The 24,073-nt window shown below is 64.3% G+C and carries 19 protein-coding genes; 6 read left to right on the top strand and 13 right to left on the bottom strand.

The annotated features are described in order from the left end of the window. Positions 1-28: 28 nt before the first annotated feature. On the top strand, positions 29-913 hold the full coding sequence (locus PAN31108_RS20620) for a LysR family transcriptional regulator (RefSeq protein ID WP_150670641.1): 885 nt from the start codon (positions 29-31) through the stop codon (positions 911-913). Positions 914-943: 30 nt separating this feature from the next. Here PAN31108_RS20620 and PAN31108_RS20615 read toward each other — a convergent pair whose 3' ends face one another. The 13 genes from PAN31108_RS20615 to PAN31108_RS20555 all read right to left on the bottom strand — a co-directional run bounded on the left by PAN31108_RS20615 (position 944) and on the right by PAN31108_RS20555 (position 15,193). After that, on the bottom strand, positions 944-2,497 hold the full coding sequence (locus PAN31108_RS20615; protein ID WP_150670640.1) for a methyl-accepting chemotaxis protein: 1,554 nt from the start codon (positions 2,495-2,497) through the stop codon (positions 944-946). A 193-nt stretch (positions 2,498-2,690) separates the two neighbouring features. Then, positions 2,691-4,046 carry a hypothetical protein gene (locus PAN31108_RS20610; protein ID WP_150670639.1) on the bottom strand — a complete coding sequence of 452 codons (1,356 nt, stop codon included), beginning with the start codon at positions 4,044-4,046 and terminating at the stop codon, positions 2,691-2,693. Between the two features lie 400 nt (positions 4,047-4,446). Further along, complete coding sequence (locus PAN31108_RS20605) at positions 4,447-5,178, bottom strand: ABC transporter ATP-binding protein (protein WP_150670638.1); 732 nt, start codon at positions 5,176-5,178, stop codon at positions 4,447-4,449. Next, entirely contained in the window at positions 5,175-6,053 is an 879-nt protein-coding gene (locus PAN31108_RS20600) for an ABC transporter ATP-binding protein (RefSeq protein ID WP_150670637.1), read from the bottom strand. The genes PAN31108_RS20605 and PAN31108_RS20600 overlap by 4 nt, the downstream gene beginning before the upstream one ends. Next, on the bottom strand, positions 6,053-7,804 hold the full coding sequence (locus PAN31108_RS20595; RefSeq protein WP_150670636.1) for an ABC transporter permease: 1,752 nt from the start codon (positions 7,802-7,804) through the stop codon (positions 6,053-6,055). Before PAN31108_RS20595 ends, PAN31108_RS20600 begins: the two co-directional genes overlap by 1 nt. Before the next feature lie 76 nt (positions 7,805-7,880). Then, the gene (locus PAN31108_RS20590; RefSeq protein WP_150670635.1) at positions 7,881-9,146 is read right to left on the bottom strand and encodes an ABC transporter substrate-binding protein; all 1,266 of its coding nucleotides are present in this window, start codon (positions 9,144-9,146) and stop codon (positions 7,881-7,883) included. Between the two features lie 168 nt (positions 9,147-9,314). Continuing rightward, positions 9,315-10,166: an intradiol ring-cleavage dioxygenase gene (locus PAN31108_RS20585; RefSeq protein ID WP_150670634.1), complete on the bottom strand. Its 852-nt coding sequence runs from the start codon at positions 10,164-10,166 to the stop codon at positions 9,315-9,317. 125 nt (positions 10,167-10,291) lie between these two features. After that, the gene (mctP, locus tag PAN31108_RS20580) at positions 10,292-11,785 is read right to left on the bottom strand and encodes a monocarboxylate uptake permease MctP (protein ID WP_150670633.1); all 1,494 of its coding nucleotides are present in this window, start codon (positions 11,783-11,785) and stop codon (positions 10,292-10,294) included. Further along, complete coding sequence (locus PAN31108_RS20575) at positions 11,786-11,965, bottom strand: DUF3311 domain-containing protein (RefSeq protein WP_150670632.1); 180 nt, start codon at positions 11,963-11,965, stop codon at positions 11,786-11,788. Between the two features lie 247 nt (positions 11,966-12,212). Continuing rightward, positions 12,213-12,401, bottom strand: a complete 189-nt coding sequence (locus tag PAN31108_RS26470) for a hypothetical protein (protein WP_174995079.1) — start codon at positions 12,399-12,401, stop codon at positions 12,213-12,215. A 172-nt stretch (positions 12,402-12,573) separates the two neighbouring features. Beyond that, positions 12,574-13,209, bottom strand: coding sequence for a flavin reductase family protein (locus PAN31108_RS20565; protein WP_150670630.1), 636 nt, complete (start codon positions 13,207-13,209; stop codon positions 12,574-12,576). A 9-nt stretch (positions 13,210-13,218) separates the two neighbouring features. Beyond that, complete coding sequence (locus tag PAN31108_RS20560; protein ID WP_150670709.1) at positions 13,219-13,983, bottom strand: GntR family transcriptional regulator; 765 nt, start codon at positions 13,981-13,983, stop codon at positions 13,219-13,221. Positions 13,984-14,215: 232 nt separating this feature from the next. After that, positions 14,216-15,193 (bottom strand): polysaccharide deacetylase family protein, encoded by a 978-nt coding sequence (locus PAN31108_RS20555; protein ID WP_150670629.1) that lies wholly within the window; start codon positions 15,191-15,193, stop codon positions 14,216-14,218. 450 nt (positions 15,194-15,643) lie between these two features. On the opposite strand from PAN31108_RS20555, the gene PAN31108_RS20550 reads away from it, so the two are divergent. The 5 genes from PAN31108_RS20550 to PAN31108_RS20530 all read left to right on the top strand — a co-directional run bounded on the left by PAN31108_RS20550 (position 15,644) and on the right by PAN31108_RS20530 (position 23,822). Next, positions 15,644-16,792, top strand: coding sequence for an ABC transporter substrate-binding protein (locus PAN31108_RS20550; RefSeq protein ID WP_150670708.1), 1,149 nt, complete (start codon positions 15,644-15,646; stop codon positions 16,790-16,792). A 70-nt stretch (positions 16,793-16,862) separates the two neighbouring features. Then, positions 16,863-17,741 carry a branched-chain amino acid ABC transporter permease gene (locus tag PAN31108_RS20545; protein WP_150670628.1) on the top strand — a complete coding sequence of 293 codons (879 nt, stop codon included), beginning with the start codon at positions 16,863-16,865 and terminating at the stop codon, positions 17,739-17,741. Continuing rightward, positions 17,738-20,335, top strand: coding sequence for a branched-chain amino acid ABC transporter ATP-binding protein/permease (locus tag PAN31108_RS20540; protein WP_150670627.1), 2,598 nt, complete (start codon positions 17,738-17,740; stop codon positions 20,333-20,335). Before PAN31108_RS20545 ends, PAN31108_RS20540 begins: the two co-directional genes overlap by 4 nt. Further along, entirely contained in the window at positions 20,332-22,005 is a 1,674-nt protein-coding gene (locus PAN31108_RS20535; protein ID WP_150670626.1) for a gamma-glutamyltransferase family protein, read from the top strand. The genes PAN31108_RS20540 and PAN31108_RS20535 overlap by 4 nt, the downstream gene beginning before the upstream one ends. A 338-nt stretch (positions 22,006-22,343) precedes the next feature. Beyond that, complete coding sequence (locus PAN31108_RS20530; protein WP_150670625.1) at positions 22,344-23,822, top strand: acyltransferase family protein; 1,479 nt, start codon at positions 22,344-22,346, stop codon at positions 23,820-23,822. Positions 23,823-24,073 lie beyond the last annotated feature (251 nt).

Genomic DNA, 24,073 nt, shown 5'->3' with positions numbered 1-24,073 from the left:
TTCCATTTTTCTGAATCAAGACGACACCATGAGAGAAATCAGTCTCGACCGGTTGAAGACGCTTGTCGCCGTTGCCGACAGCGGTTCGTTCGCCGACGCCGCACAGGCGTTGCATCTCTCGCCGCCCACGGTCAGTCTGCATATTTCGGATCTGGAGGCTCGCGTCGGCGCACAGTTGCTCTCGCGTAAGCGCGGGCACGTCAGACCGACCTCGGTGGGCGAAGCACTGATCGAGCGCGCGCGGCATTTGCTGGCCGACGCGGAGCGCACGCTGGAGGACATCCGGCGTCATGCGCAGGGGCTGGCCGGACGTGTGCGGATCGGCGCCTCCACCGGAGCCATCGCTCACCTGCTCCCGCAAGCGCTCGAAGCGCTGCGTCTGGCGCATCCGGATATCGACGTCCAGGTCGCGGTTCTCACGTCTCAGGAGACGCTCAGCCGCCTGCATCGTGGTGCGCTGGATCTGGGACTGGTCGCGCTGCCGCAGTCGCAGGTCAGAGGGCTCACGCTCAAGCCATGGCGTCGCGATCCCGTCATGGCGTTTGTGCCGGCGCATTGGCCAGGCCCGAAACACGTGACACCGGACTGGCTGGCCACGCAACCCCTCATCCTGAACGACAGCACCACGCGGTTATCGCGGCAAACCACCGAGTGGTTCGCCGCCGCAGGCCATCACCCGACACCGCGCATCGAACTCAACTACAACGACGCGATCAAGAGTCTGGTTGCGGCAGGCTACGGCGCCGCTCTGCTGCCGCACGAGGCCACCACCCCCCATACCGACGCGCGCATCGCCATGCATCCGTTACGCCCTGCGCTGTGGCGGGAACTGGGCATCGCGCACGCGACGGGCACGCTCGAACGCGCCACCCGTCATGTGCTCGACGCCCTGTGGGGATTGCGCGTGCGCTGACCTAACCGTGCGCGCGGATAGCGGCGCCGGTCAGGCAGCCGCCGCCACGGTGAACACGGCCACCGTTTCCCGCATGCGCGTGGCCTGCTCGTCGAGCGACTGCGACGCGGCGGCCGCCTCCTCGACCAGCGCGGCGTTCTGCTGCGTGACTTCGTCGATCTGACCGATAGCCTGATGGATCTGCTCGATGCGATGCCCCTGATCGTCCGACGCCGTGGCGATCTCGCCCACGATGCTCATCACGCGCTTCACGGCCTGCTGCACCGACGCCGTCACCCGCCCGACTTCCTCGGCCTGCGCAGATCCCGCCTGCACGGTGACGACCGATTGTTCGATCAATCCCTTAATTTCTCTGGCAGCACTCGAGGAGCGCTGCGCAAGGTTGCGCACCTCGGCGGCCACGACCGCGAAGCCTCGTCCCTGTTCACCGGCTCGCGCCGCTTCGACGGCGGCATTCAGGGCGAGAATGTTCGTTTGAAAGGCGATGCCCTCGATGAGGTTGGTGATCTCCGCGATGCGCGACGCGCTCGACGAAATATCGCTCATCGTCTCGACCATGCGGCTGACGACCCGATGGCCCTCTTCGGAAATCCGCGAGGTGTCGATGGCGAGCGTATTGGCCCGATTGGCGCTGTCGGCGTTGCGCTGCGCCGTCTGCGTAATCTCACCGAGGCTCGCCGCCGTATGTTGCAGCGACGCCGCCTGTTGCTCCGTGCGCGACGACAGATCGATGTTGCCTGCTGCGATTTGCTGCGACGCCACGCTCACGGCGTCGCTCGACGTGCGCACTTCCGTGATGACGACCGAAATCCGTTCGAGCAACCGGTTCAGGGCCACGGCGGTCAGGCCGATTTCGTCCATGCGGGCGATGCTCGCCGGTTGCGACAGATCGAGCGATTCGCTCATGTACTGCAAGGTGTGCTGAAGACGCTGCAAGCCGTCCCGGATCAGTTGATACAGACGAGCGCCCAGCGCGCCCGTCAGCACCAGTGCGGCCAGAATGATCGCGGCCATGACACCGGTCGCCAGGCGGTAGGCACGTGCATTCTCGGCGCGCACCGTCTGCCCGTGCTCGACGTCGTAGGCGAGGTGCTTGTGCAGGCCTCGGTTCAGGTTGTCGGCGGCCGTGTGGACCGCACCGCCGTCGTGCAGCATGTCGAGCGCAGCGTCGCGCTCGCCGGCGCGCATGCGCTCGAAGAACGTCAGGCGCGCCTGGCGATAGGCGGCGATGTTGGCAACGTCGGCATCGAGCAACTGGCGATCGGCGGCGTCGATGAAACCGTGTGAACGATATTCATCGAGATGTTGATCGTATCGACGGTCGGCGTCCGCGATGATCTGCGCCATCGACGTGCGGCTGGCGTCGTCCACGCCGTCCACCACATACCGGTAAAGGTTCAGCCGCATGTCGCCGACGTCGCCGAGCGCCATGGAGATCGATTGCAGGCCGGGAATGGTCTGCGTCTCCAGTCCCTCGATACGGGTAAAGGAGCGTTTCAGTTGCAGCAAGCCGTAGCCGCCGACGAACGCCAGCGCGAACAAAGCCACGCCCAGCGTGATGACGAGACGCCGTACGATAGTCATTTCGTTACCCCCGATCAGTGTTTCCGGTACAGTCCATTGAGATCGCACTTGCGGCGACTGCCCGTGAAACACTTGAGGATCGGGGTTTATTCCCAACGCCGGACGACCCGGGGCGACGAAGGCCGACGAAGGCCGGCGCAGGCCGGACGGGCAGACGAGCAGACGTTATGGCGGCGTCTGCCGACCGCTACGGCTACACGGCATTGTCGCCGCGCGGCACGACGGGCATTTCATGCGACTCCGCGCTTGCCATGGGCTGTGGCGTCGCATTGGGGCGTCGCCGCAGGACCGCGTCGCGCGCAAGGCTTAGCCTCGGTCCGACGTAGTTCGCACCGGCTTCCGCCTGCCTGCCGATGGCCTGCGCGCTCCTGCCAACCGTATCCGAGCCCGCTTTCACCGCCGTCGATACGCCCTTCTGGACCCGATCGCCAATGGCGGCGGAAGCGCCTCGCGCTGCATCGACGACCGGCTGCGTCACAATGGCAGCGGTGGTCCACGATGCAAACACGCCCGCCGACGCCACGGTTCGCGCCGCATGCGTGGCCGCCGATACGCCGGCCGCCCCGGCCCCTGCCCGCTTCGCCAGCTTGGCTGCCCCACTCGTCGCCATCGTCACGGCCCCCAGCCCCACGCCCAGCGCGCCCACGTTCATCGCAAGGCTCGGCGCCGAGAGCAGGGTCCTCGGCGCGCTGAGCGTCGCGTCAACGGTATTGACGAGGGCCTTCGCCACGCGTCCCGTGCCGTTTGCAACCGCCCCGGTCCATGTCGCGGCCTTGAGCGCCTGATACTGGATTTTCCAGTCATTGCGTCCCAGCAGATACTCGGGGCCGATACGATGGTCCTTCTCGGCAAAATACCGGTTGCTGAGGTTGAACCCCGCCCCCGCAATCGGCGACCCGACGGCAGCCAGCCACGAATCGGTTTTGGCGGCTGCGGCCACGTGCCCCAACACCGTCAACGTCGGTCCGACGACACCTCGCACCACGTTGCGTACCGTGAATGCCTGAATCGAGGCGGCGTTCTGCCAAACGGCGCGCAACATGCCCCCTTCCGCGTTGGCTTTGGCCTCGGGCATCGCACCTTCGAGCGCCGCCGAGGGCGACGCCAGCCATTCCGTGTTCGCCATCGCCGGCCCCGCCGCCTGGGAGCCAACATGATCGATAACGCCCGATACCAACCCGGCGGCAGACCCCGGCTTGAAGGTTTCCGACGCGTGCCGGAGACCCGGCACGGCGTTCATGCCCGCAACGACCGCGTTACCGATACCTGGCACCGCGTCGAGCATGCGCGACGCGATCCCGAACGGCACCGAAGTGACGCCCAGCGCTGTCGCACTGACGATGTCGAGCCGACGCGCTTTGGCGAACGTCGCCGCCACGCTCTCCCCTGTTTCACCCATCGCAACCAGACCGGCAACACGGTCGTCGATCTGCGCGGCGAGCGCGGCACGATTGGAGTCTTCGCCATCGGTGGCGTGACGCATGAAGTACTGGGAGACGACGGCATGGACACCGGCCTGTCGCGCGGCACGCGCGTCGGCTGTCTCCACCCGCGCCACAGGGGACGTCGGGGGCGTCGGGGGCGCAGAAGGGGCGCAGGCCGATGCGTCCGCAGCAAGCGCGGCCGCCGTGGGGCGGGCAGGGAGCGCTGCGCGCGGCCTGCGGCCTCCGGCTTCCGACACAGACGGGCGAAACGGCTTGAGCGGTGGTGAGGATGCGCAGGGCTCGGCGGATAAATGCGCCGGTTCCGGCTTGAGCGGGGCCGGCGTCGAAGTGGCCGGGTGATTTGCGAGATCGGTAGACTGACTGGGGGCGCTCTGGATCTTCATCGTTGACATTATTTTTATTTAGGAAATCAAAATGTATTCCTACCCACCCCCCGTCAAATTCTCAACCCGAAGTTGAGGCGCCCAATACGAAACGATGTCATCGTCTCGTCAAACCCCTCGTTTAGTGCGACGCCGTGCCCGGATTGCCACCGAGGTATGCGTCCTGAACACGCGGATCGTCGAGCAACGTGCGGGCATCGCCGTGCAACACGATGCGGCCGGTCTGAAGCACGTAGGCGTCGTGCGCGATCGCCAGCGCAAGGTTCGCGTTCTGCTCGACCATGAAGACCGTCACACCGCCCTTGTTGACTGTCTGAATCAATGCCAGCACGTGATCGACGTAGCGCGGTGACAGGCCCATCGTCGGCTCGTCCATGCATAGCAGACGCGGCCTGCCCATCAACGCCCGCGCCATGGCGACCATTTGCTGCTCACCGCCCGAAAGCGCGCCCGCCGCGAACGTCAGCCGCGCTTTCAGGCGCGGGAACAGCGCCAGCATACGTTCGTAGTCGTCCTGTATCGCCGCCTTGTCGCGACGCGCATACGCCCCCATGAGCAGGTTCTCACGCACGGTCATGGCGCCGAACAGACGCCGCGCCTCGGGCACCGAACCGATGCCACGCCTCACGATGGCAGGCGTTTTGAGTCCGGTAATGTCCTCACCCGCGAAGCGTACCGTGCCGCGACGCGGCGCATGCAAGCCCAGTACGATCTTCATCGTCGTCGACTTCCCGCTCGCGTTGCCCCCCAGCAGACAGACGATCTTGCCCTCGTCGATCGAGAATCCGAGGTCGAAATGGACCTGCGACGCGCCGTAATACGTGTCGATCCCCGACAGTTCCAGCAGACTCATGCGGCTTCCCTATTCCTTTGGCTATCGTTCCCCGTCGCGTCTGCGTGCACTGCGTTCTGCGCGTAACGCGTGCCGAGGTAGGCTTCGATGACGCGCGGATCCTGTCGCACCTGCTCCGGCAGCCCTTCCGCGATCTTGTGACCGTCGTCCATCACGATCACCCGGTCCGACAGCGCCATGACCATCTCGAGCTTGTGTTCGATCAACAGGATCGTGTGCCCTTCCGATTTGAGTTCCGCGATGAGCGTCTGCATTTGCGCCGTCTCGCTGGGGTTCATGCCCGCCGTCGGTTCGTCGAGCAGGAGAATACGCGGCTGCGACGCCAGCGCCCGCGCGATCTCTACGCGTCTGCGGTTCGCATACGACAGGCTGTGCGTCGGGTGATCCAGACGTGGCGTCAGACGCTCGCCGAAGCGCGCGATCAACGCCAGCGCCTGTTCGCGAAGCGCCGCCTCTTCGGCGCGCACCGAACGCGGGCGCAGCAGCGCCAGCAGCAACTCTGCGACGGGTCCCGACCACCGTGCGAGCCCTCGCCCCGGTATCACCGCCTGCAGCTTCGTATGCGCGCCGACGAGCACGTTATCGAGCACAGACAGGTTCGCGAAGACGCGTCCGTGCTGAAACGTGCGAGCCAGCCCGACGCGGGCGACCGCTTCCGGTGTCCAGCCGGTGATATCACGCCCGGCGAGCGTGACGCGGCCGCTGTCCGGACGATCCGCGCCGCTCACGACATTGAACAATGTCGTCTTGCCCGCGCCGTTGGGGCCGATCACGCTCACGAGTTCGCCTTCGCTCACGTGAAGCGTGAGCGGCGCGAGCGCCGTCAGCCCGCCGAAGCGGCGCGTGAGGCCATCGATCTGTAGTAACGAAGCCATCAGCGGGTTCCCAGCAAACCTTGAGGACGGAAGCGGATCAGGAGCAGCAGCGCCACCCCGTAAATCAGCATGCGATAGTCGGCAAGCGCCCGGAACCACTCCGGCAGACCGATCAGCGCGAGGGCGCCGAGCGCGGCACCGGCAAGATTGCCCAGCCCGCCGAGAATGACCATCGTGATCGCCAGCACGGACACCTGCGACGTGAACGTCTCGTGATTGATGTAAGAGAAAATGTGCGCCATGATCGCGCCGCCCATGCCGGCCACCGCCCCGGCAATGCCGAAGGCGAGCCCTTTATAGCGATCGAGTGCGATACCTTGCGCGCGTGCCGCCACGTCGTCGTCGCGCATGGCGCGCCAAGTCCGTCCGAGGTGGGAGCCGAGAAGCCGCCATAGCGCGAGCGAGAGCGCCCCCAGCACTGCCAGCGCGATCCAGTACTGGCCGCGAACGTCGAGCACTTCGTAGCCACCCAGCGACAACGGCGGAACCCCTGCCACGCCGATGGGGCCGCGCGTGATGCTGCCGCCGTTGAGCACGACGAGCGCCACGATTTCGCCGATGCCCAGCGTCGCAATCGACACGTAATGGCCGCGCAGCCGGAACGCCGGCCAGACCAGCAGCGCACCGATCACGCCGGTTACGACGCTGGCCGCGAGGATCGCCCCGAGCACAGGCCATCCCGCATCGAGCGCGAGCAGCGACAGCGCCAGCAAGCCGTACAGCCATGCGTTCGTCAGTGTGCGCAGCAGGTAATCGCCAACGGCCGAAGACGGCGCGAGCGGCAACAACGCCGCCACCGCAAACGCCAGTACCCACCAGCGAGGGCGGATGACGACCGGCCGGCTCGGTGCGATGAACGTGCCCGTCAACGGTTCCGGAGCGCGCGTCGCCGAGCGCGAGAACAGCCCGTTGGGCCGCCACACGAGCACGACGATCAGCAACACATAGGCGAACAGGTTCCGGTAGCTCGATCCGAGCAGCCCGACTCCCCAGCTCTCGATCACGCCGAGCAGCAAGCTACCGGCAATCGCGCCGGGCACATTGCCCACGCCGCCGATCACCTGTGCGACCACGCCCTTGAGCGTTGCCTGATAGCTCATCGAGGGATCGATACTGTTGTAATACATGCCGACGAGCATGCCCGCCACGCCGCCCAGCGCGCCCGCAATCGCAAAGACGGTGCTGTTGACGATGTCGACGTCCACGCCCATCTGACGGGCGGCATCGCGGTCCTGCGCGGTCGCGCGCACGGCCCAGCCCAGTCGCGTGAAGCGTAGAAAGCCGAACAGGAGAGCGGCGGTGCCGATACCGACACCGGCGATGAGCAGGTCGAGCGCGCCGATGTTGCCGCCGCCGATGGACAACCGCCAGTCCGGCAGTGGATTCGGCAGCGCGCGCGGGTCCGCGCCGAAGCCGAGCAGCACGCACTGGTCGATCACGATGGACACGCCGATGGTGGCGAGCAGCGGTGCAATGCGCGGGGCGTTTTGCAGCGGCCGCAGCGCGAGCCGTTCGATGGCCGCGCCGAGTAACGCGCACCCGATCGCGACGATGGCGAGCGTCGCCAGCAGCGGGGTATGCAAATAGGTGATCGCGACCCATCCCAGGAACGCGCCGACCGAGTACACGGCGCCGTGGGCGAAGTTGATCAGATGCGAAACGCCGAAGATCAACGCCAGCCCTACGGCCAGCAGCGCGTAAATATTGCCGACGATCAACCCGTTGATCGTGTAATCGAACCATGAACCCATGACGTCATCCCGAACGTTGCGACGTGTGGCGTCGCGCAGACTTGCGCCCATCAGCGCTTACTGCACTCATTGGCGCTTACTTCGCGGCGACCTTGGATGCGTCGCCCTGCCACACCACGAAATGGCCCTGTTTGACGATCAGGTGCACGTTCTTCGCCTGTGCGACACGGCGCGTCTGCGGGTCGAAGGCGACTTTGCCGAAGACGATGCTCGGCGCGTCCTTGACCTGCGCAAAGCCCTTGCGGGCCGCCTCGCGCGACGTGCCGAATTCGCGCAGCACCGTAGCCGTGACCCACAAGGCGTCGTAGGCGCGGGCAGCGAAAGCATCCGGCTCCTGCTGGTACTTGGCGCGATAGCGGGTCACGAAGCGCTGCACTTCCGGGCGCGGATCGTTGGGGAAAAAGTTCGAATCGAGATGCACGCCTTCGGCAGCCGCGCCCCCCAATTCGAGGAACTTGGGCGAATACAGCGAACTGGCGCCGATGGTCGGCAGTGTCACGCCGGCCTGATGTGCCTGACGGACAATCTGCGCGCCGTCCGGTGCATAAGAGATCAGCACGAGACTGTCGGGCCTGGCGTCACGCACACGCACCAGCGTCGAGCGGTAATCCTTCTCGTCGGGCTGATAGCCTTCTGCGGCCACGACCTTCGCGCCGTATTGTTCGGCGGCTTTCGTGAACAGATCCTTGCTCGTGCGTCCCCAGTCCGTGTTCAGATACAACACGGCCACACGCTTGAGCCCGAGCTGACGCACGACGAAGTCGGCCAGCAGCGGCTGCTCTTCGGCCTGACTGATCGACGTACTCCACATGTAGTCGCCGCCCTTGGTGAAGTCGGGGTGCGAGTTGGTGAAGCCGAACTGGATCAGCTTGCCACGCTGATAGATCGGCGACGCCGCCATCGACGCCGGACTGGAGAAGTCGCCCAGTTCCACGAGGATGCGCGGATCGCCCACGAACTTCTGCGCGATGGCGACAGCCTGACGCGGATCGCTCTGACTGTCCTGAAAGTCGAGGCTGAGCGGATGTCCCTTGATGCCGCCGTCGCCGTTGATGTCGTCCAGCGCGAGTTCGAACCCGCGCTTCCACTGCAAACCGTACTGGGCATTCTGGCCCGTGACAGGTCCCGACACACCGACCCAGACCGGGTCGCCGGACGCAGGCGCTGCTTGCGCGGGACGCAGATACAGGGCGGCGGCCGCCACGGCGAGGGCTGCGCCGAGCGTCAGGAGCTTGCGAGGCAGCCGATCGGGCAAATGACGCAGTCGACGCGTTACCTGAAGCCGGGACGGGGAGGAAACAGCGGCGGAGAACCACTGCCGATATCGGGACGGATTTGCCATGGTGACGGCCTTCACAAGCGTGCGAGGTAGGAACCGAGGGAAAGCTCAGATCCTACGGCCGCGTCCGACACCGGCGAAGCAATCGTTTTCGCAAAGCTTATGCGCGCGCTACGGGAATGCAATGCTGTGCGGCGCGCACGCGGCGGTGCGCTGGCCGTTCGCAACGCATCAGCGAGCTTGCGACACAGGGGCTGTCTCCGGATTCAGGACGAAGTCGTATCGCAGCGAATAGCTACCGTCGTCGCGCCGCACCCACGGCGCGATAAGCGACTGTCGCACGCCGAAGACGGCATCCGAATCGAGCCACCGGTCGTCTTCGCGAAACACATGCGTGACGAGGGTCTCATAGCCCGGCGCTTCGATCCGGAAGTGCAGGTGCGCGGGACGCCACGGATGCCGGCCCGTTGCCGCCAGAAACTCGCCGACGGGTCCGTCCGTGGGAATCGGGTACGCCTCGGCCAGCACACTGTGGAAGTGGTAACGCCCTTCGCTGTCCGCATGGAGCACGCCGCGTGCCTGAGGCCGATCGAGTTCGTCGCGCTGCACGTCGTAAAGCCCCTGCGCATCCGCTTGCCAGACATCGATCTTCGCGCCGGCAACGGCGCGTCCTTCGGGATCGCGAATCGTGCCGCTCACTTCGCAAGGCTCACCCGCCGCGCCGTTGGCGACATCGCTGCCGTTGTCGTAGTGCGGTGCATCGTCGACGAAGAACGGCCCGAAGACCGTCGCTTCCGTGCATTGCGGCGGCTTCGCGTTGTTCATCGCGACCGTCAGCATCGACAGACCCAGCACGTCGCTCAGCAGAATGAACTCCTGGCGCTTGGCGTCGCATTTGTGCCCGGTTGCCGTCAGGAAGGCGATGCCTCTGGCCCATTCGTCTTCCGTCAGGCTAACGTCGCGGGCGAAGTCGTGAAGATGGCGAATCAGGCTGCTGAAAACCTCCTTGAGGCGCGGGTCGGGGGTATCGACGAGTCGGTCGATCACCTCCTGCGTAATCGTGTGCTGGTCGAGATTGCGCATCGAATGTCCTTGATATCGGGAAAATCGCCGCTTGGCCGGTCGCCGCGCGTGGGAAGCCCCGCGCGTGGCGACCGCAGCCAGGTATCACGTCGCCAAGGCGACGATACGCAAGGCGCAATCGGCGTTCAGGCGTTGCGCAGCGCCGGACGCGTCCCCTTGCCGAGCACCACGTTCGCGATCACGGCGACGACGATGTTCACCGCCAGCGCGACCAGGCCCGTGTAAATCGAATACTTGTCGCCGCCGAGCGTGAACGTGTGCACCGGCTTGATACCGTCCGCAAACGCCAGCCAGCTACCGCATACGATGCCGAAGGCCCAGCCGGTGAGCAGCGCGCGCGCGCCGAACCAGCCCACGAACAGGCCGAACACCAGCGCCGGGAACGTCTGAAGGATCCAGACACCGCCGAGCAATTGCAGATCCAGCGCGAATTGGGTCGGCAGGAAGAGGATGAACACCAGCGCGCCCAGCTTCACCAGCAGCGACACGACCTTGGCGACCTTCGCTTCCCCCTCGTTCGAAATCCCCGGGTTGACGTAAGGCTTCCAGAAGTTGCGCGTGAACAAGTTCGATGCGCCGATGGACATCACCGCCGCCGGCACCAGCGCACCGATGGCGATGGCGGCGAACGCGAAGCCCGCGAACCAGCTCGGGAACAGACCGTTGAACAACGCCGGCACCACATCGTTGTTGGTCTGCACCTTCACGCCGGCGGCATACGCCATGAAGCCGAGCAACGCAATCAGGCCGAGCAGCACGGTGTAGGCCGGCAGGAACACGGCATTCTTGCGAATCGTGTTGGCATCCTTCGCAGCGAAGATGCCCGTGAGCGTGTGCGGATACATGAAGGCCGCCATCGCCGAGCCGAGCGCAAGCGTGGCGAACGGCAGGAACTGCGCCGGCTTGAGCGTCAGCCCCGTCGCACCGCCCTTGTTCGCGAAAGCGTCGCGCGCCGAATCGAATACCACGCCATACCCGCCCAGCTTGGCCGGCACCACGACCACCGCCACCAGCACGACGATGTAGATCATCAGATCCTTGACGAACGCGATCAGCGCCGGTGCTCGCAGGCCCGCCGAGTAGGTGTACAGCGCGAGGATCACGAAGGCGGCGAGCAGCGGCAATTCGCCGGTCAGCCCCAGCGCTTTGATGACGACCTCCATCCCGATCAGTTGCAGCGCGATGTACGGCATCGTCGCGACAACGCCGGTGAGCGCAATCGCGAACTCCAGCGGACGCGACTGATAGCGACCGAACACGACGTCGGCCGCCGTCACATGTCCCGCCTTGTGCGCCGCTTGCCACAGCTTCGGCATGATGAGGAAGACGATCGGGTAGACGAGAATCGTGTACGGCAACGCGAAGAAGCCGTAAGCGCCGACCGCGTAGACCAGCGCCGGCACAGCGATCACGGTATAAGCGGTGTAGAAGTCCCCGCCGACGAGGAACCAGGTGATCCACGCGCCGAAGTTACGCCCGCCCAGCCCCCACTCATCCAGATGCGCGCCTTTGTGCGACGGCCCGGCCATCCAGCGCGACGCCCAGAACCCCATGACAGTCACGAGGATGAAGAAAAACACGAAGACCGCCAGCGCGGTCCAGTTGATACCGGTACCCATTTACACGTCCCCTTTTTTCAGACCATCGCGGAACACGATCCAGATGAGCAAAGAGGTCAGCGGCACCCAGGCAAACTGATACCAGTAGAAGAAGGGGAATCCCCAAAGCGTAGGCAATTCGCGGTTGTAGAACGGCACCCACAACAAGCCGATGAACGGCAGCAACAGCAATAACCGCATCGCAGCAGTCTCCTCGTTTTAATAATTCGACAAATAGCGCATTTCCATTGCGCGTCAATACACTCTAGCCGATCGATGCCGGATTTGCCGAGGTGCCCCGAAAGCCCGAGAAATCATGGTTTTCGGGGATGCGAAGCGATGTTGCGCCTGTTAAAACGCAATGCCGTATCCCGCTCGTTTTTATCTGGTTTTATTTCACAAAATCGGCACAATTAATTCCGACGCGACCGAGACTTAGCGTCAACCCTCAAGCCGATCGGATGAATATCCGCGGTGTTGAAATGAATTTATCGTGGATGAAATCGACGCGGGTCGTTGAATTATCGGCATCGGCGATCTTCGGTAATTTCAGGCGTCGGCTTTCGATCAGGGGCTGCGCTGCGAACGCAGCCACAAAAACTGCACGATGGATCCGACGACGAAAATGCTGAGCCATGCGGCGAGCGCACCGCGCACCGAAAGCGGGAAGACGTGAGGAGGGAAAAACAGGAAGCAGGAAGGCTGAACAGCGGAAGGACGCGGCCGGACGCAGGCAACGATCACGGTGTCGGGCGCAGCGTCGCGCCCCAATGCCGACGCCGCCCCCCGTGGCGCCCCTTCGGAGGCGCTCACATTTCGTCGACGGCGGTCGTGGCGGTGGGCTGGCCGTCTTGCTGCTCCAGCGAGAAGCGATTGCGCGTGTCGACGTAGAAGCTCGCGCCGAAGCGTCCCACGGGGAAATAGTTCTGCAAGCGCACGCGCCATGTCTCGGTGTCGATCAGTTCGTCCCGGGCGTGCATGCGCTCGACGCGTCCGATAAAGATGTGGCGGCTCGGCGTCTCCAGTGTCTCCCATAACGTGCATTCGAACGCCACCGGCGCTTCGGCGATACGGGGCGGTTTCACGAGACGGCTCGCGACCGGCGTAAGTCCCGCATGCACCAGTTCGCTTTGCGTCGGCGGCAGCCGTTCACCGCATGCGTGCATGCGGGCGGTCATCGCCTCGTCGGTCAGATGCACGACGTACTCCCGGTCTCGCAGGATGTTCGTCGCGGTGTCCTTGAGCGAATCGTCGTCGAGACGGTTGATCGAGAGCATCACGATCGGCGGTTCTTCGCCCAACATGTTGAACATCGAGAACGGCGCGGCGTTGACGGTGCCGCCGTCGTTGATCGTCGTGACGAGTGCGATCGGACGCGGCACGATCAGGCTGGCCATCAGCTTGTAGCGCTGATAGGCCGTGATTTCGCGGAAGTCGATTTCCATGCGTTCTCCTCAGGCGCGTTTGCGGCCCGCGCGTTTGGTCGGGACCGACGGCGGCATGGCCGCTTCGGTTGCCGCGACTTCCGGCAAACCGAGCAGCGACGCCAGACTCTTCTGCCCGCGCATGCGGGTCGTCTCGATGCGGCGCTCGAGTTCCTCGAGATGCGACTGCATGCGGGCGATGGCGCCGGTGGCGTCACGTTGCTCGATACAAGCCACGATCGCCGCGTGCTCGTCGTGTTCGCAAGGCGCATAGCCGGGTGGCTCGTACAGCCCGACGATAAGCGAGCACCGCGAGATCAGCTCGGTGAGGTAACGCAGCAACACGGCGTTGCCCGCCAGCGCCGCTACGCGCAAGTGGAAGTCACTTGCCAGCCGTGCCCACGAGGGCTGATCGAAGCGGTGCATCGCTTCGTGTTCGGCATCGAGCTGACGGCGCAGCATGGCGAGGTCGTCGTCGGTCACGCGCGACACGGCAAGCTCCACCAGCGAGCGCTCCAGCGCACGACGCGCTTCGAAGATTTCGCGCGTTTCCTCAGGCGTCGGCTCGGCGATCACCGCCCCCTTGTTCGGCCTGAGCGTGACGATGCCATCATGCGCCAGACGCTCCAGCACCCGCCGCACGACCGCACGCCCCACCTCGAACAGTTGACATAGCTCGGGCTCGGGAAGCTTCGTGCCGGGGGTGAGTCGATGCGCGAGTACGCCATCGACGATGGTGCGGTAGATGTGCGTCTCGATGCGTGTCTCGGCGCTCTGATCGTCGTCGTTCGCCATGGGCGCGTGCAAGGCGACGAGACGGGATTCGGTGGCGCTTGCGTCGGAAGCCGCGGGGGTGACGTTCGCGGCAGGGCGGCGCGCTCGCGGGGCGGACATGTCTGCTGGCATGGCGGGCAAAAATGACGATGGTGACGAAGGTGAGGATGGTAGCAAGGGCAATAAGCGCGAAGGCCCGTCGTTGGCAGGGCGGGGGCAATCCGGGCAATAGGGCCTGAGCGTCATGATGCACTCATCCCATGACGGCGTGGGGATCGGCTTCACCGACGGCCGCCACATGCGCGGCGATGTCGCCCGGCGTCGCGAGCCAGATCTCGCCACGCTGCGCCGCCTGCGCGATGGGCGTGAGCGCGCGCCGCAAATGCCGCAGGCGGTACGGCTGCCCGACCAGATAGGGATGCAGCGCAATGCCCATCACGAGCGGCTGGCCTCGTGTCGGATGCTCGGCCTGCGCGTACATCTCGTCGAAGTTGTCGGCGATCAGATCGGCGAAAGCCGCACCGTCCATTTGACGCCCGACGATCATCGGAATGTCGTTCACCTCCTGCGGATAAGGCACCGACCACAAGGCGCCATGTTCCGTACGCATGCGCACCGGGCGGTCGTCATGACACCAGTTCAGCGTGTAGCGATAGCCGGTGCGCACCAGCAGGTCCGGTGTGTGATGCGTCTCCGAGATCCACGGCGAGAGCCATCCCGATGGTGTGCAACCCGTCGCCTCGGTCATCCGTGAGCGGCAGTGCGCCAGCAGATCACGCTCGTGCGCGTACTCGAAATCGCTTTGCCGGTGCGCATTGGTATGGCCATGCCCGATCAACTCGTCGCCGCGTGCGACGCACGCGCGCACGAGTTCGGGGCAGTGATCGAGCAGCGACGTATTGAGCACGATGCCAGCGGGCATCGCGAGATCGTCGAACAGATCGAGGCAGCGCCACGCGCCGACGCGGTTGCCGTATTCGCGCCAACTGTAATTGAGGACGTCCGGCTGGGGCGAGACAGGGCCGAGATTCGCGCCCAGCCCCTCTCCGAACGCGAAATGCTCGAGATTGAAGCCGAGATAGACGGCCAGCCGCGCGCCGTTGGGCCAGCGATAAGTGTCGCGCGCCGTGATCGGCAGATAGTCGAAGCGATCGTGCGAGCGAAGCGCACCGAAACGTGCGTCGCCCGTCACGGGATCGTCGGAGGGCGAGAGAGGAAGCGTCAGGGTCATCGTGTGTCGTCTTGAAACATTCGCGCACCGCCGCAGTGCGGGCGCGTTCCGAGTTGGCGCAAAGCGCATCGTCAACGAACGTCATATCCAATCGTTCGCAATTTCAATGCCAGATCGTCTACACATTGCTATTCATATTGCACGACAGGATGACTTCGAAATGTCGACGAGGTGGCACGCCTCTTGCGTACGGCCAGGACATAGCGGGCTGTGCCCGACGCCGGGACGCGCTGCCGTCCCTTCCGATTTGTTTTCGATTTGTTTTCGATTCGCCTTCGATTCGCTTGCGATTCGCTTATGACGCATCACCTCGATGTGTCCCCACGGAGATTGCCCATGTCTGCCTCTGCACGTCACAATGCCGTCTGCACCACGACCCCGACACCGGTATCCGCACCCTCCCGCCGCCGCTGGCTTCGCGCCGGGGCCGTCGCTCTCGCGGCCGCCGGCATGTTCGTGAGCGTGGCGGGCTATGCGGCGGACACCATCAAGATCGGTCTCGTCACCGCGCTCTCGGGGCAGTCGGCCCGCGCGGGCGAGGCGCTCACGCGCGGCATGACCATCGCCATCGACGAAATCAATGCGAGCGGTGGCGTGCTCGGCGGACGCAAGCTCGAACTGGTGCGTCGCGACGACGAAGGCAACCCCGCCAAAGGCGTACTCGCCGCGCGCGAACTGATCTACAAGGACAAGGTGGCGGTGCTCTTCGGCGGTCTGGATACGCCGGTCTCGATGGCCATCGTGCCGATCGCCAATCAGGAGAAGGTGCCGTTCATGGGGCCGTGGGCGGCAGGCACGGCGATCACGCACAACGGCGCCAATCCGAACTACGTGTTCCGCGTGTCGGCGGTCGATGAAATCGTCGACGGTGCGATGGTGAACTATGCGCAACAAAGCTTCGGGGCGAAGAAGCTCGGCCTGATTCTCGTGAACAACCCATGGGGCGAGTCGAACGAGAAAGGCATCGTTGCCGCTCTCGCGGCAAAGGGCATGAAGCCTGCCGCCGTCGAGAAGTTCGAAGCGAACGACGTCGACGTCACGCCGCAACTCGGCCGCCTGAAGGCCGCCGGCGCAGACACGCTGCTGATGGTCGGCAACGTCGGGCCCTCGGCGCAGGTCGTGAAGTCGCTCGACCGCATGGGCTGGAAGGTGCCTATCGTTTCGCATTGGGGTCCTGCGGGCGGACGCTTCACCGAACTGGCCGGCCCGAACGCGAAGACCGTGCATTTCGTGCAGACGTACAGCTTCTTCGGCGCGACGTCGCCGGTCAGCACGCGTGTCGTTGCGGCGCTCAAGGCCAAATACCCGGACATCAAGGGACCGGACGACATCACACCGGCCGTGGGCGTTGCCAACGCCTACGACGCCATGCGTCTCACGGCGCTCGCTATCGAGCGCGCGGGATCGACCCATGGCGACGCCATTCGCAACGGTTTCTACAAGATCGACCGCTACGAAGGCCTCATCAAGACCTACGTGAAACCGTTCAGCGAGCAGCAGCACGACGCACTGTCCGCCCAGGACTATGTGTGGGCGCAGTTCATCGACAACCGCATCGTGCCGGTGGCGCAAGCGGCTGCCAAGGTCGCCGCGAAGTAAGTCGGGAACATCCGTCACACGACACCGGCAATGAACGGGCGCTGCAATGCGGCGTCCCGGAGGACATCTCATGCAATGGATCTCGGCGCTCGTCGCCGGCCTTGGGCTCGGCAGCATGTACGGCCTGATGGCGCTCGGCTTTCATCTGACTTTCGCGGTAAGCGCGACGGTCAATTTCGCGCAAGGCAGCTCGATGATGCTGGGCGCCGTGCTGGCGTACACCTTCGCACAGACGCTCGGTTGGCCCATGCCGCTGGCGATCGTCGTGGCGCTGGCGCTTTGCGCCGTCTACGGACTCGCAGTCGAGCGGCTCGCGGTGCAGCCGTTCGTGCGGCGCGGTTCGAGCGCGTGGCTGATGGCGACGGTCGCGTTGGGCATCGTGCTCGACAACCTCGTCATGCTGACGTTCGGCACGGAACCGCGCAGTCTGCCCTCGCCGCTCGCCCAAAGCTCGTTGCGCATCGGTGACGCGGGTCTCGGTGTCTATCCGTTGCAACTGCTGATCCCGGTCGTCGGCCTCGCGCTCGCCGCATTGCTGCACTACGTGTTGCGTCGCTCGCGCTGGGGCGTGGCCATGCTCGCCGTGGTGCAGAACCGCGATGCCGCGCGCCTGATGGGCATTCCCATCCAGCGCACCATCGCGGGCGCATTTGCCGTCTCGACGCTGCTTGCCGGTATCGCCGGCGTGCTGATCGCGCCGCTGTTCAATGTGCAGGCGGATATGGGAACGGTCTTCGGGCTCAAGGCGTTCGCCGTGGCGATTCTTGGCGGCTTGTCCAGCGCCTGGGGCGTGATGATCGCCGGCCTGCTGTTCGGCGTGACCGAAGCGATGATCACGGCGACGCTCGGATCCAGTTACACGCAAATCATCACATTCGGTCTGGTCATCGTGTTGCTCGCGATGCGTCCGGACGGCATGTTCGGTCGCGCGGAGGTGCGCAAGGTATGAGCGATTCTTCTTTGCGGCTGACGTCGCCCCCCTCCCGGCCTTCGGCAACGCACGCGCGCCCTCCCTCACGCGACGGTCTCGCCCTCACCGCCGCGCTTGCCGTCGCATTGCTTGCGATGGCCGGCGCCGCATGCGTGGTGAACGGCTACTTCGTGGTGGTGATCGCCGGCGTGGCGCTGCTCGCCATCTGCGGTGTGGGTTTGAACCTGTTGCTCGGTCTGACGGGGCAGGTGTCGTTCGGCCATGTGGGCTTCTATGCGATCGGCGCTTACGCGGTGGCGATCCTGACCACGCAAGCGGGCTGGCCGTTCTGGCCGGCGTGGCTCGCGGGCGGCGTCGTCGCGGCGCTCACGGGCGGACTGCTGGCGTTACCCGCCCTGCGGGTGCGGGGACCGGGGCTGGCGATGGTGACGATTGCGTTCGGGTTCATCGTCGAGCATGGCGCGGTCGAGTGGCGCGGTCTGACGGGCGGCCAGAACGGACTGATGGGCGTGATGCCGCCGGGCGTGTTCGGCATTGCAGGCAGCGAACGCGTCGTGGCGGTCGCTGCGCTGGCCGTACTTGCCGTCGCGTTGCTGATCTACGCACGCGTGTCGCGCGGCGCGTGGGGCGCCGCCATGCGCGCGGTGCGGGACAGCGAAACCGCAGCGGCGTCGATCGGCGTCGATCCGCTGGTCGTAAAGGCCGTGGCGTTTGCGTTTTCCGCCGCACTTGCCGGGCTGGCGGGCGGGCTGTTCGCACCGTTACAGGGCATGGTCACACCGGGCATGTTCTCTTTCCTGCAATCGATTCTGTTCGTACTCGTCGTGATGATCGGCGGCGCGGGAACGATCGCCGGACCCGTCGTCGGGGCGGTCATCGTCGGACTCTTGCCCGAGTTTCTCGCGAGTCTCGAGAACCTGCGCCTGCTGTGCTTCGGTGTATTGCTGCTGGTGGTGCTATGGGGTGCGCCCAACGGGGTGATCGGTGTCCTCGGGCAATGGTGGACGTCGCGCCGGCGTGCTTCGTCGGACACCCCCGGCGCGGCAGCCGCACCGGCAATGACCTTGCCGGCACTTGCGCCGGCGCAGCGTAAAGGACTCGCGGCGCACGGGCTGGCGATGACGTTCGGCGGCGTGAAAGCCGTAGCCGATCTCTCCTTCGAACTGCCCCCGGCTCGCGTAACGAGCCTCATCGGGCCGAACGGCGCAGGCAAGTCGACGGTCCTCAACATGCTCTCGGGCTTCTACCGGCCGCTCTCGGGCACACGCTCGCTCGGCCCGGACACCCTCCCCGCCCGGGGCGCCTGCGATAGCGCGCGGCACGGCGTGGCGCGCACGTATCAAACGTCGCAACTGTTCGGCGGCATGAGCGTGCTCGATAACGTGACGCTTGCATTGAGCGCCGGGCGTCTGGGCGGACTGTTCGGCGTCGCCCGCATGCAGGACACGACGCGACGCGACGAAGCCCACGCGCTACTGCGCGCATGTGGCTATCACGGCGACGTCGATCTGATGGCCGCCGATCTCGCACACGTCGACCGTCGTCTCGTGGAGATCGCGCGGGCGCTGGCGACTCGCCCTAGCGTGTTGCTGCTCGACGAACCGGCCGCCGGCCTGTCGACGCAGGACAAAGCGCAGTTGGGGCGATTGCTGCGGCAAATCGCCGATAGCGGCGTGGCCGTCGGCCTGGTCGAGCACGATATGTCGCTGGTGATGGGCGTGTCGGACGGCATCGTCGTGATCGATGCGGGTCGCTTTCTCGCGCAGGGTACGCCGAGCGCAATCCGTCACGATGAGCGCGTGCGGCAGGCGTATCTCGGGGCAGCGGCAGCCGCATCGGCCGCACCGCTCGAGCGCGGCGTGCCTGCATCACCCGAAGTGTTGGGCGTCGGCAAGCTGACAGCGGGTTACGGTGCCGCGCCAGTGCTGCACGACATCTCGATTCAGGTCCGTGACGGCGAACTCGTCGCCTTGCTCGGGGCCAATGGCGCCGGGAAGTCGACGCTCATGCGTGCGTTGGCGGGACTGCATCGTCCGGTCAGTGGCGGAATCACGTTCAACGGGCGGGATCTCTCACGTCTGGATGCGGCGAAGATCGCCGCATTGGGGGTGGTGCTGGTGCCCGAGGGGCGTCAGGTATTCCCTGAGCTTTCGGTGCTCGATAACCTGCGTCTCGGTGCATTCCCATGCGCGCGACTCCCGCGTGCAACGCTTGAAGCCCGTATCGAACAGATGTTCGTGCGCTATCCGCGGCTTCGTGAACGTCAACATCAGCGCGCGGGGCTGCTCTCCGGTGGTGAGCAGCAAATGCTGGCGATTGCCCGGGCGTTGATGTCGTCTCCGCGCGTGCTACTGCTCGACGAGCCGTCGTTGGGCCTTGCACCGAAGGTCATCGCCGAGTTGTTCGCCTCGCTCGACGCGCTGCGACGTGAATCGCTGTCGATGTTGCTCGTCGATCAGATGGCTGCCATGGCGCTGTCGATTGCCGACCGTGGCTATGTACTCGAAGAAGGTCGCGTGACGGTGAGCGGTTCTGCGAGCGAGCTTGCGGGCGATTCACGTCTTGCGGCAGCGTACCTCGGCGGTGCACATGAGACGGGAGCGGTGGCATGACGGTGCGTGCTGAGGCGGGTGGCGCAGGGGGCTCGGTGAAGGGAATGGCAAGTGGCGCCGAGCAGACATCCGCGAGCGGACGTGCCGGTCTGGTGACGAGCCCGCACCGGCTGGCCAGCGCCGCAGGTCGCGACGTGCTGCGTCAGGGCGGCAATGCCATCGAAGCCGCCATCGCCATCGCGGCGATGCTGTGTGTCACGATGCCGCACTTCACCGGCCTGGGCGGTGACGGCTTCTGGCTGATAGCCAACGGCGCGTCGGGCGACACGGCACCGCTCGCCATCTCCGGCATCGGGCAGGCAGCGCAGCATCTGCCGCCGGGGTTGTCGGGCGGCGACGTCATTCCCATGCGAGGGCCCGCGTCCGCGTTGACGTCGGCCGCCACGGTCGCAGCGTGGGAGGCCGCGTACCGGGTGAGTCGCGAGCAGTGGGGCGGTACCTTGTCGTGGGCATCGTTGTTGGCCCCCGCCATCGCGGCTGCCGCCGACGGCTTTGCAACGAGCCGGTCGCAGGATTTCTGGTACACGTATCGCGCGGCGGAGATGGTCGACGCGTCGACCTGGCATGGCTTCGCACGGACGTTTCTGCCGGACGGTCGCGCGCCTGACGCCGGCGAGCGTTTCCGGCAACCGGCCTTGGCGTCGACACTACGGCGACTGGCCGACGGCGGGCCACGCGAATTCTATGAGGGCGACGTGGCCGCGCGCATGGCGCGTGGGTTGCAGTCGGCGGGCTCGCCGTTGACGCGCGACGACCTTGCCGCAACGCGCGTGCATGTGTCGCATGCACTGACGATGCCCTACGCCGACGGTCTGCTGGCAACGTTGCCGCCGCCGACGCAAGGGGTGACGACGCTGCAAATCATGGGCATCCTCGCTCGCAAGGGATTCGGGGATTGTGCGCATGGCAGTGCAACGTATTACCACCGGCTGGTCGAGGCAGTAAAGCAGGCGTTCATCGATCGCGATCGTTACGTCGCGGATCCGGAATTCGCGGATGTGCCGGTGGAGACGATGTTGTCGGACGCGCATCTTCGGGCCGCGGCCTCTCGCATCGACGACCGCATCGCACTTGAATGGCCGCATCGATTTCGCGAAGGCGACACGGTGTATTTCGCGGCGACGGACGCGGCAGGTCGCGCGGTCAGTGTGTTGCAGACGATTTATTTCGACTGGGGTAGCGGCGTGATGGCGGGCGACACGGGCGTGCTATGGCACAACCGTGGGGCGGCATTTCGGCCTGCCGACAGCGGGCATCCCAATGCATTGATGCCTGGCAAGCGTCCGTTTCATACGCTGAATCCGGGCATGTACCTCAAGGGCGGACGGGCACGACTGCTATATGGGACGCAAGGCGCGGACGGGCAACCGCAGACACTGAGCGCATTGCTCACACGACTGATCGACTACGGTATGACGCCGCAAGCGGCGCTGTCGCATCCGCGCTTCCTGCTTGGCCGAACGTTCTCCGACAGCCGGGACAATCTCAAACTGGAAAGCGATGCCGGGGAAGCGGTGTTCGCTGCACTCGCCGAACGCGGCCATGCCGTGGCGCCGTTGCCGAAGCACAGTCCGCTGGCCGGTCAGGCAGGCGTGATCGCTATCGCAGAGGACGGCCTGGCCACCGGGGCACACGATCCGCGCAGCGATGGTGCCGCGATGGCGGCATAGCCCGGAGATCGGGTGAATTTCCAGCCGCCATCCACACAGGAGGCGTGTGGGTGGGTGGCGCGGCAATACGAATCGGGCAACAACGTGCGACGGTTCACGACTGGCTCAAGCGCGAGCTCTCTACCCGTCGCACATTACCTGCTATCGAGATTGATAACCGGGCGTGCACGACAATCACAATCGATGGTTCGGAATCCGCTATTGCGATTGCCTATTCGAAGTGCTCGCCGATAGTCGGCAATCATTTCCGCAACGCAGCGATACGAGCGAGTGCCTTTTGATTCGATCGTAAGCACAGCAAAATATCAAACAATAATCCCGATAGAAGACACAATCGTATGCGCTCGAAATGGCGGGCACGATGCTTGCCGGCGCAATATAGCGATGACGACGCGATAGGCCCTCGCCCTAGGGGGTATACCGCATTTTCGATTGTGATGACGAGATATAAATTCAACAATCGACGCAAATTATTAATTCTTCGGATATCGGAACGATTTTCGTGGAAATCACTCCCATCGCTTCAAACGCAATTCCTCACAACTCCATATTATTTGAGAAAAATCCGTACAGAACGAATGCGAAACAGGGACATTCCGGCGCTCACTGGGCTTCGATTTTTTGCTGCGTTTGCCATTGTGGTCGAGCACCTTTGGCCGAACCTCATGAAGGTTACCCCTGGGGTACCGTATCCTGATTCGTTTCACCAGTTGGCCTATCTTGGAATGTCGCTGTTTTTCGTACTGAGCGGCTTCATCATCCACTACAACTATTCGACGCTCGTCAGTTCCGCGCGCGGTCTTTACGATTTCGCTGTCGCACGTTTCAGTCGGCTTTATCCATTGTTCCTGGCGCTGATTGTCTACGATGTCATTTGCGGAAACTTCATCCTCAATAGCACAAGCGTCGAGCGACGACCTTACATTGTTGCACTGCCGTACATGTTGGCTGGCATACAAAGCTGGGTGTACGGTTTTTTCGGCAATCACCCCATCACGTTCCCCTTCCATTTCACACACGTTTCCTGGTCGATCAGCACGGAGTTTTTTCTGTACCTCACGTACCCGGCGTTGTGTGCTGTCGTCCTGCTACCGCGCTCGCCCAAGCGAGCGATCCATGTCGCGATCTGCGTTTGCGCGGTAAGCACCTTGATTCTCTGGTGGGTACGGGAAAATGGTCCGTTGATTGATCGATTGGGTGCCGTACTCGGCGTGATTGAGAATCCGAATGCCGACCCGAAAACACAGTTTTCCGAATGGTTCGGCTATATCGCTCCCTATCCTCGCGTGCTGGAATTTTTCACGGGCTGCGCCGTCGCACAGGCCTACATGTTTCTTGACAGGCATCCGGTAAGCGAGCGTGAGCGTTGTGTCGCACGCATCCTGGTCATCGGTGCAATGGCGTATATCGCGATGTTTGTGTTGGAGTTTCAAATCGACGCCGACTGGCTCACTGAGTTGGTGAGCGCGATGGGACTGCTTCCCGCCATCTCCATCGTGATGTTCTGTTGTGCGCGCTATGACGTGAAACTGCTGTCATGGGCGCCGGTTGTCGCGCTGGGTGAGGCAAGCTACTCGATGTATTTGCTGCACATGGTGATAATCGAGAAATCGGCGCCGACCGTATTCGTTGATCCCACACTGGCCAACATTCTGATCCTGAGCAGCAGAACGGTCGTGATTCTCGTCGCCATCGCTTTAATATCGCTCGGCATGCACCGGTATTTCGAACAGCCGATGCGTCGGTTTTTGCGAAGGGTGCTCTCGCGACGGTCCACGACCGCCCCCGTCGCTGCGCAGTACCGGCGCCCGCTATGACGGGGTGCTGTCGCGGCACGTCGGGATCGCCTAAATTGCCGTAAGGGACACGCGCGTCACCTTGAAGGCGGATCGCAAACGCAGGAAGGCGTCGTGACGGAAGAGATTAGACAACTGCCGAAGACTCGCGGGCGATAGATCAAAAAAAAGCCCGCTTATGTGAAGTGACCCCGAAAAGTTGGACAGGGAAATTACGATATTAAGGACTGAGTTCTGTACAGCACAGGACTCAGTCCTTTTAGCTTGAGCTT

The organism is Pandoraea anhela (genome assembly GCF_902459655.1).
GTDB classification, from domain to species: Bacteria; Pseudomonadota; Gammaproteobacteria; order Burkholderiales; family Burkholderiaceae; genus Pandoraea; species Pandoraea anhela.
The sequence above is the reverse complement of the archived record's forward strand: the minus strand, read 5'-3'. Positions and strand labels throughout refer to the sequence as shown.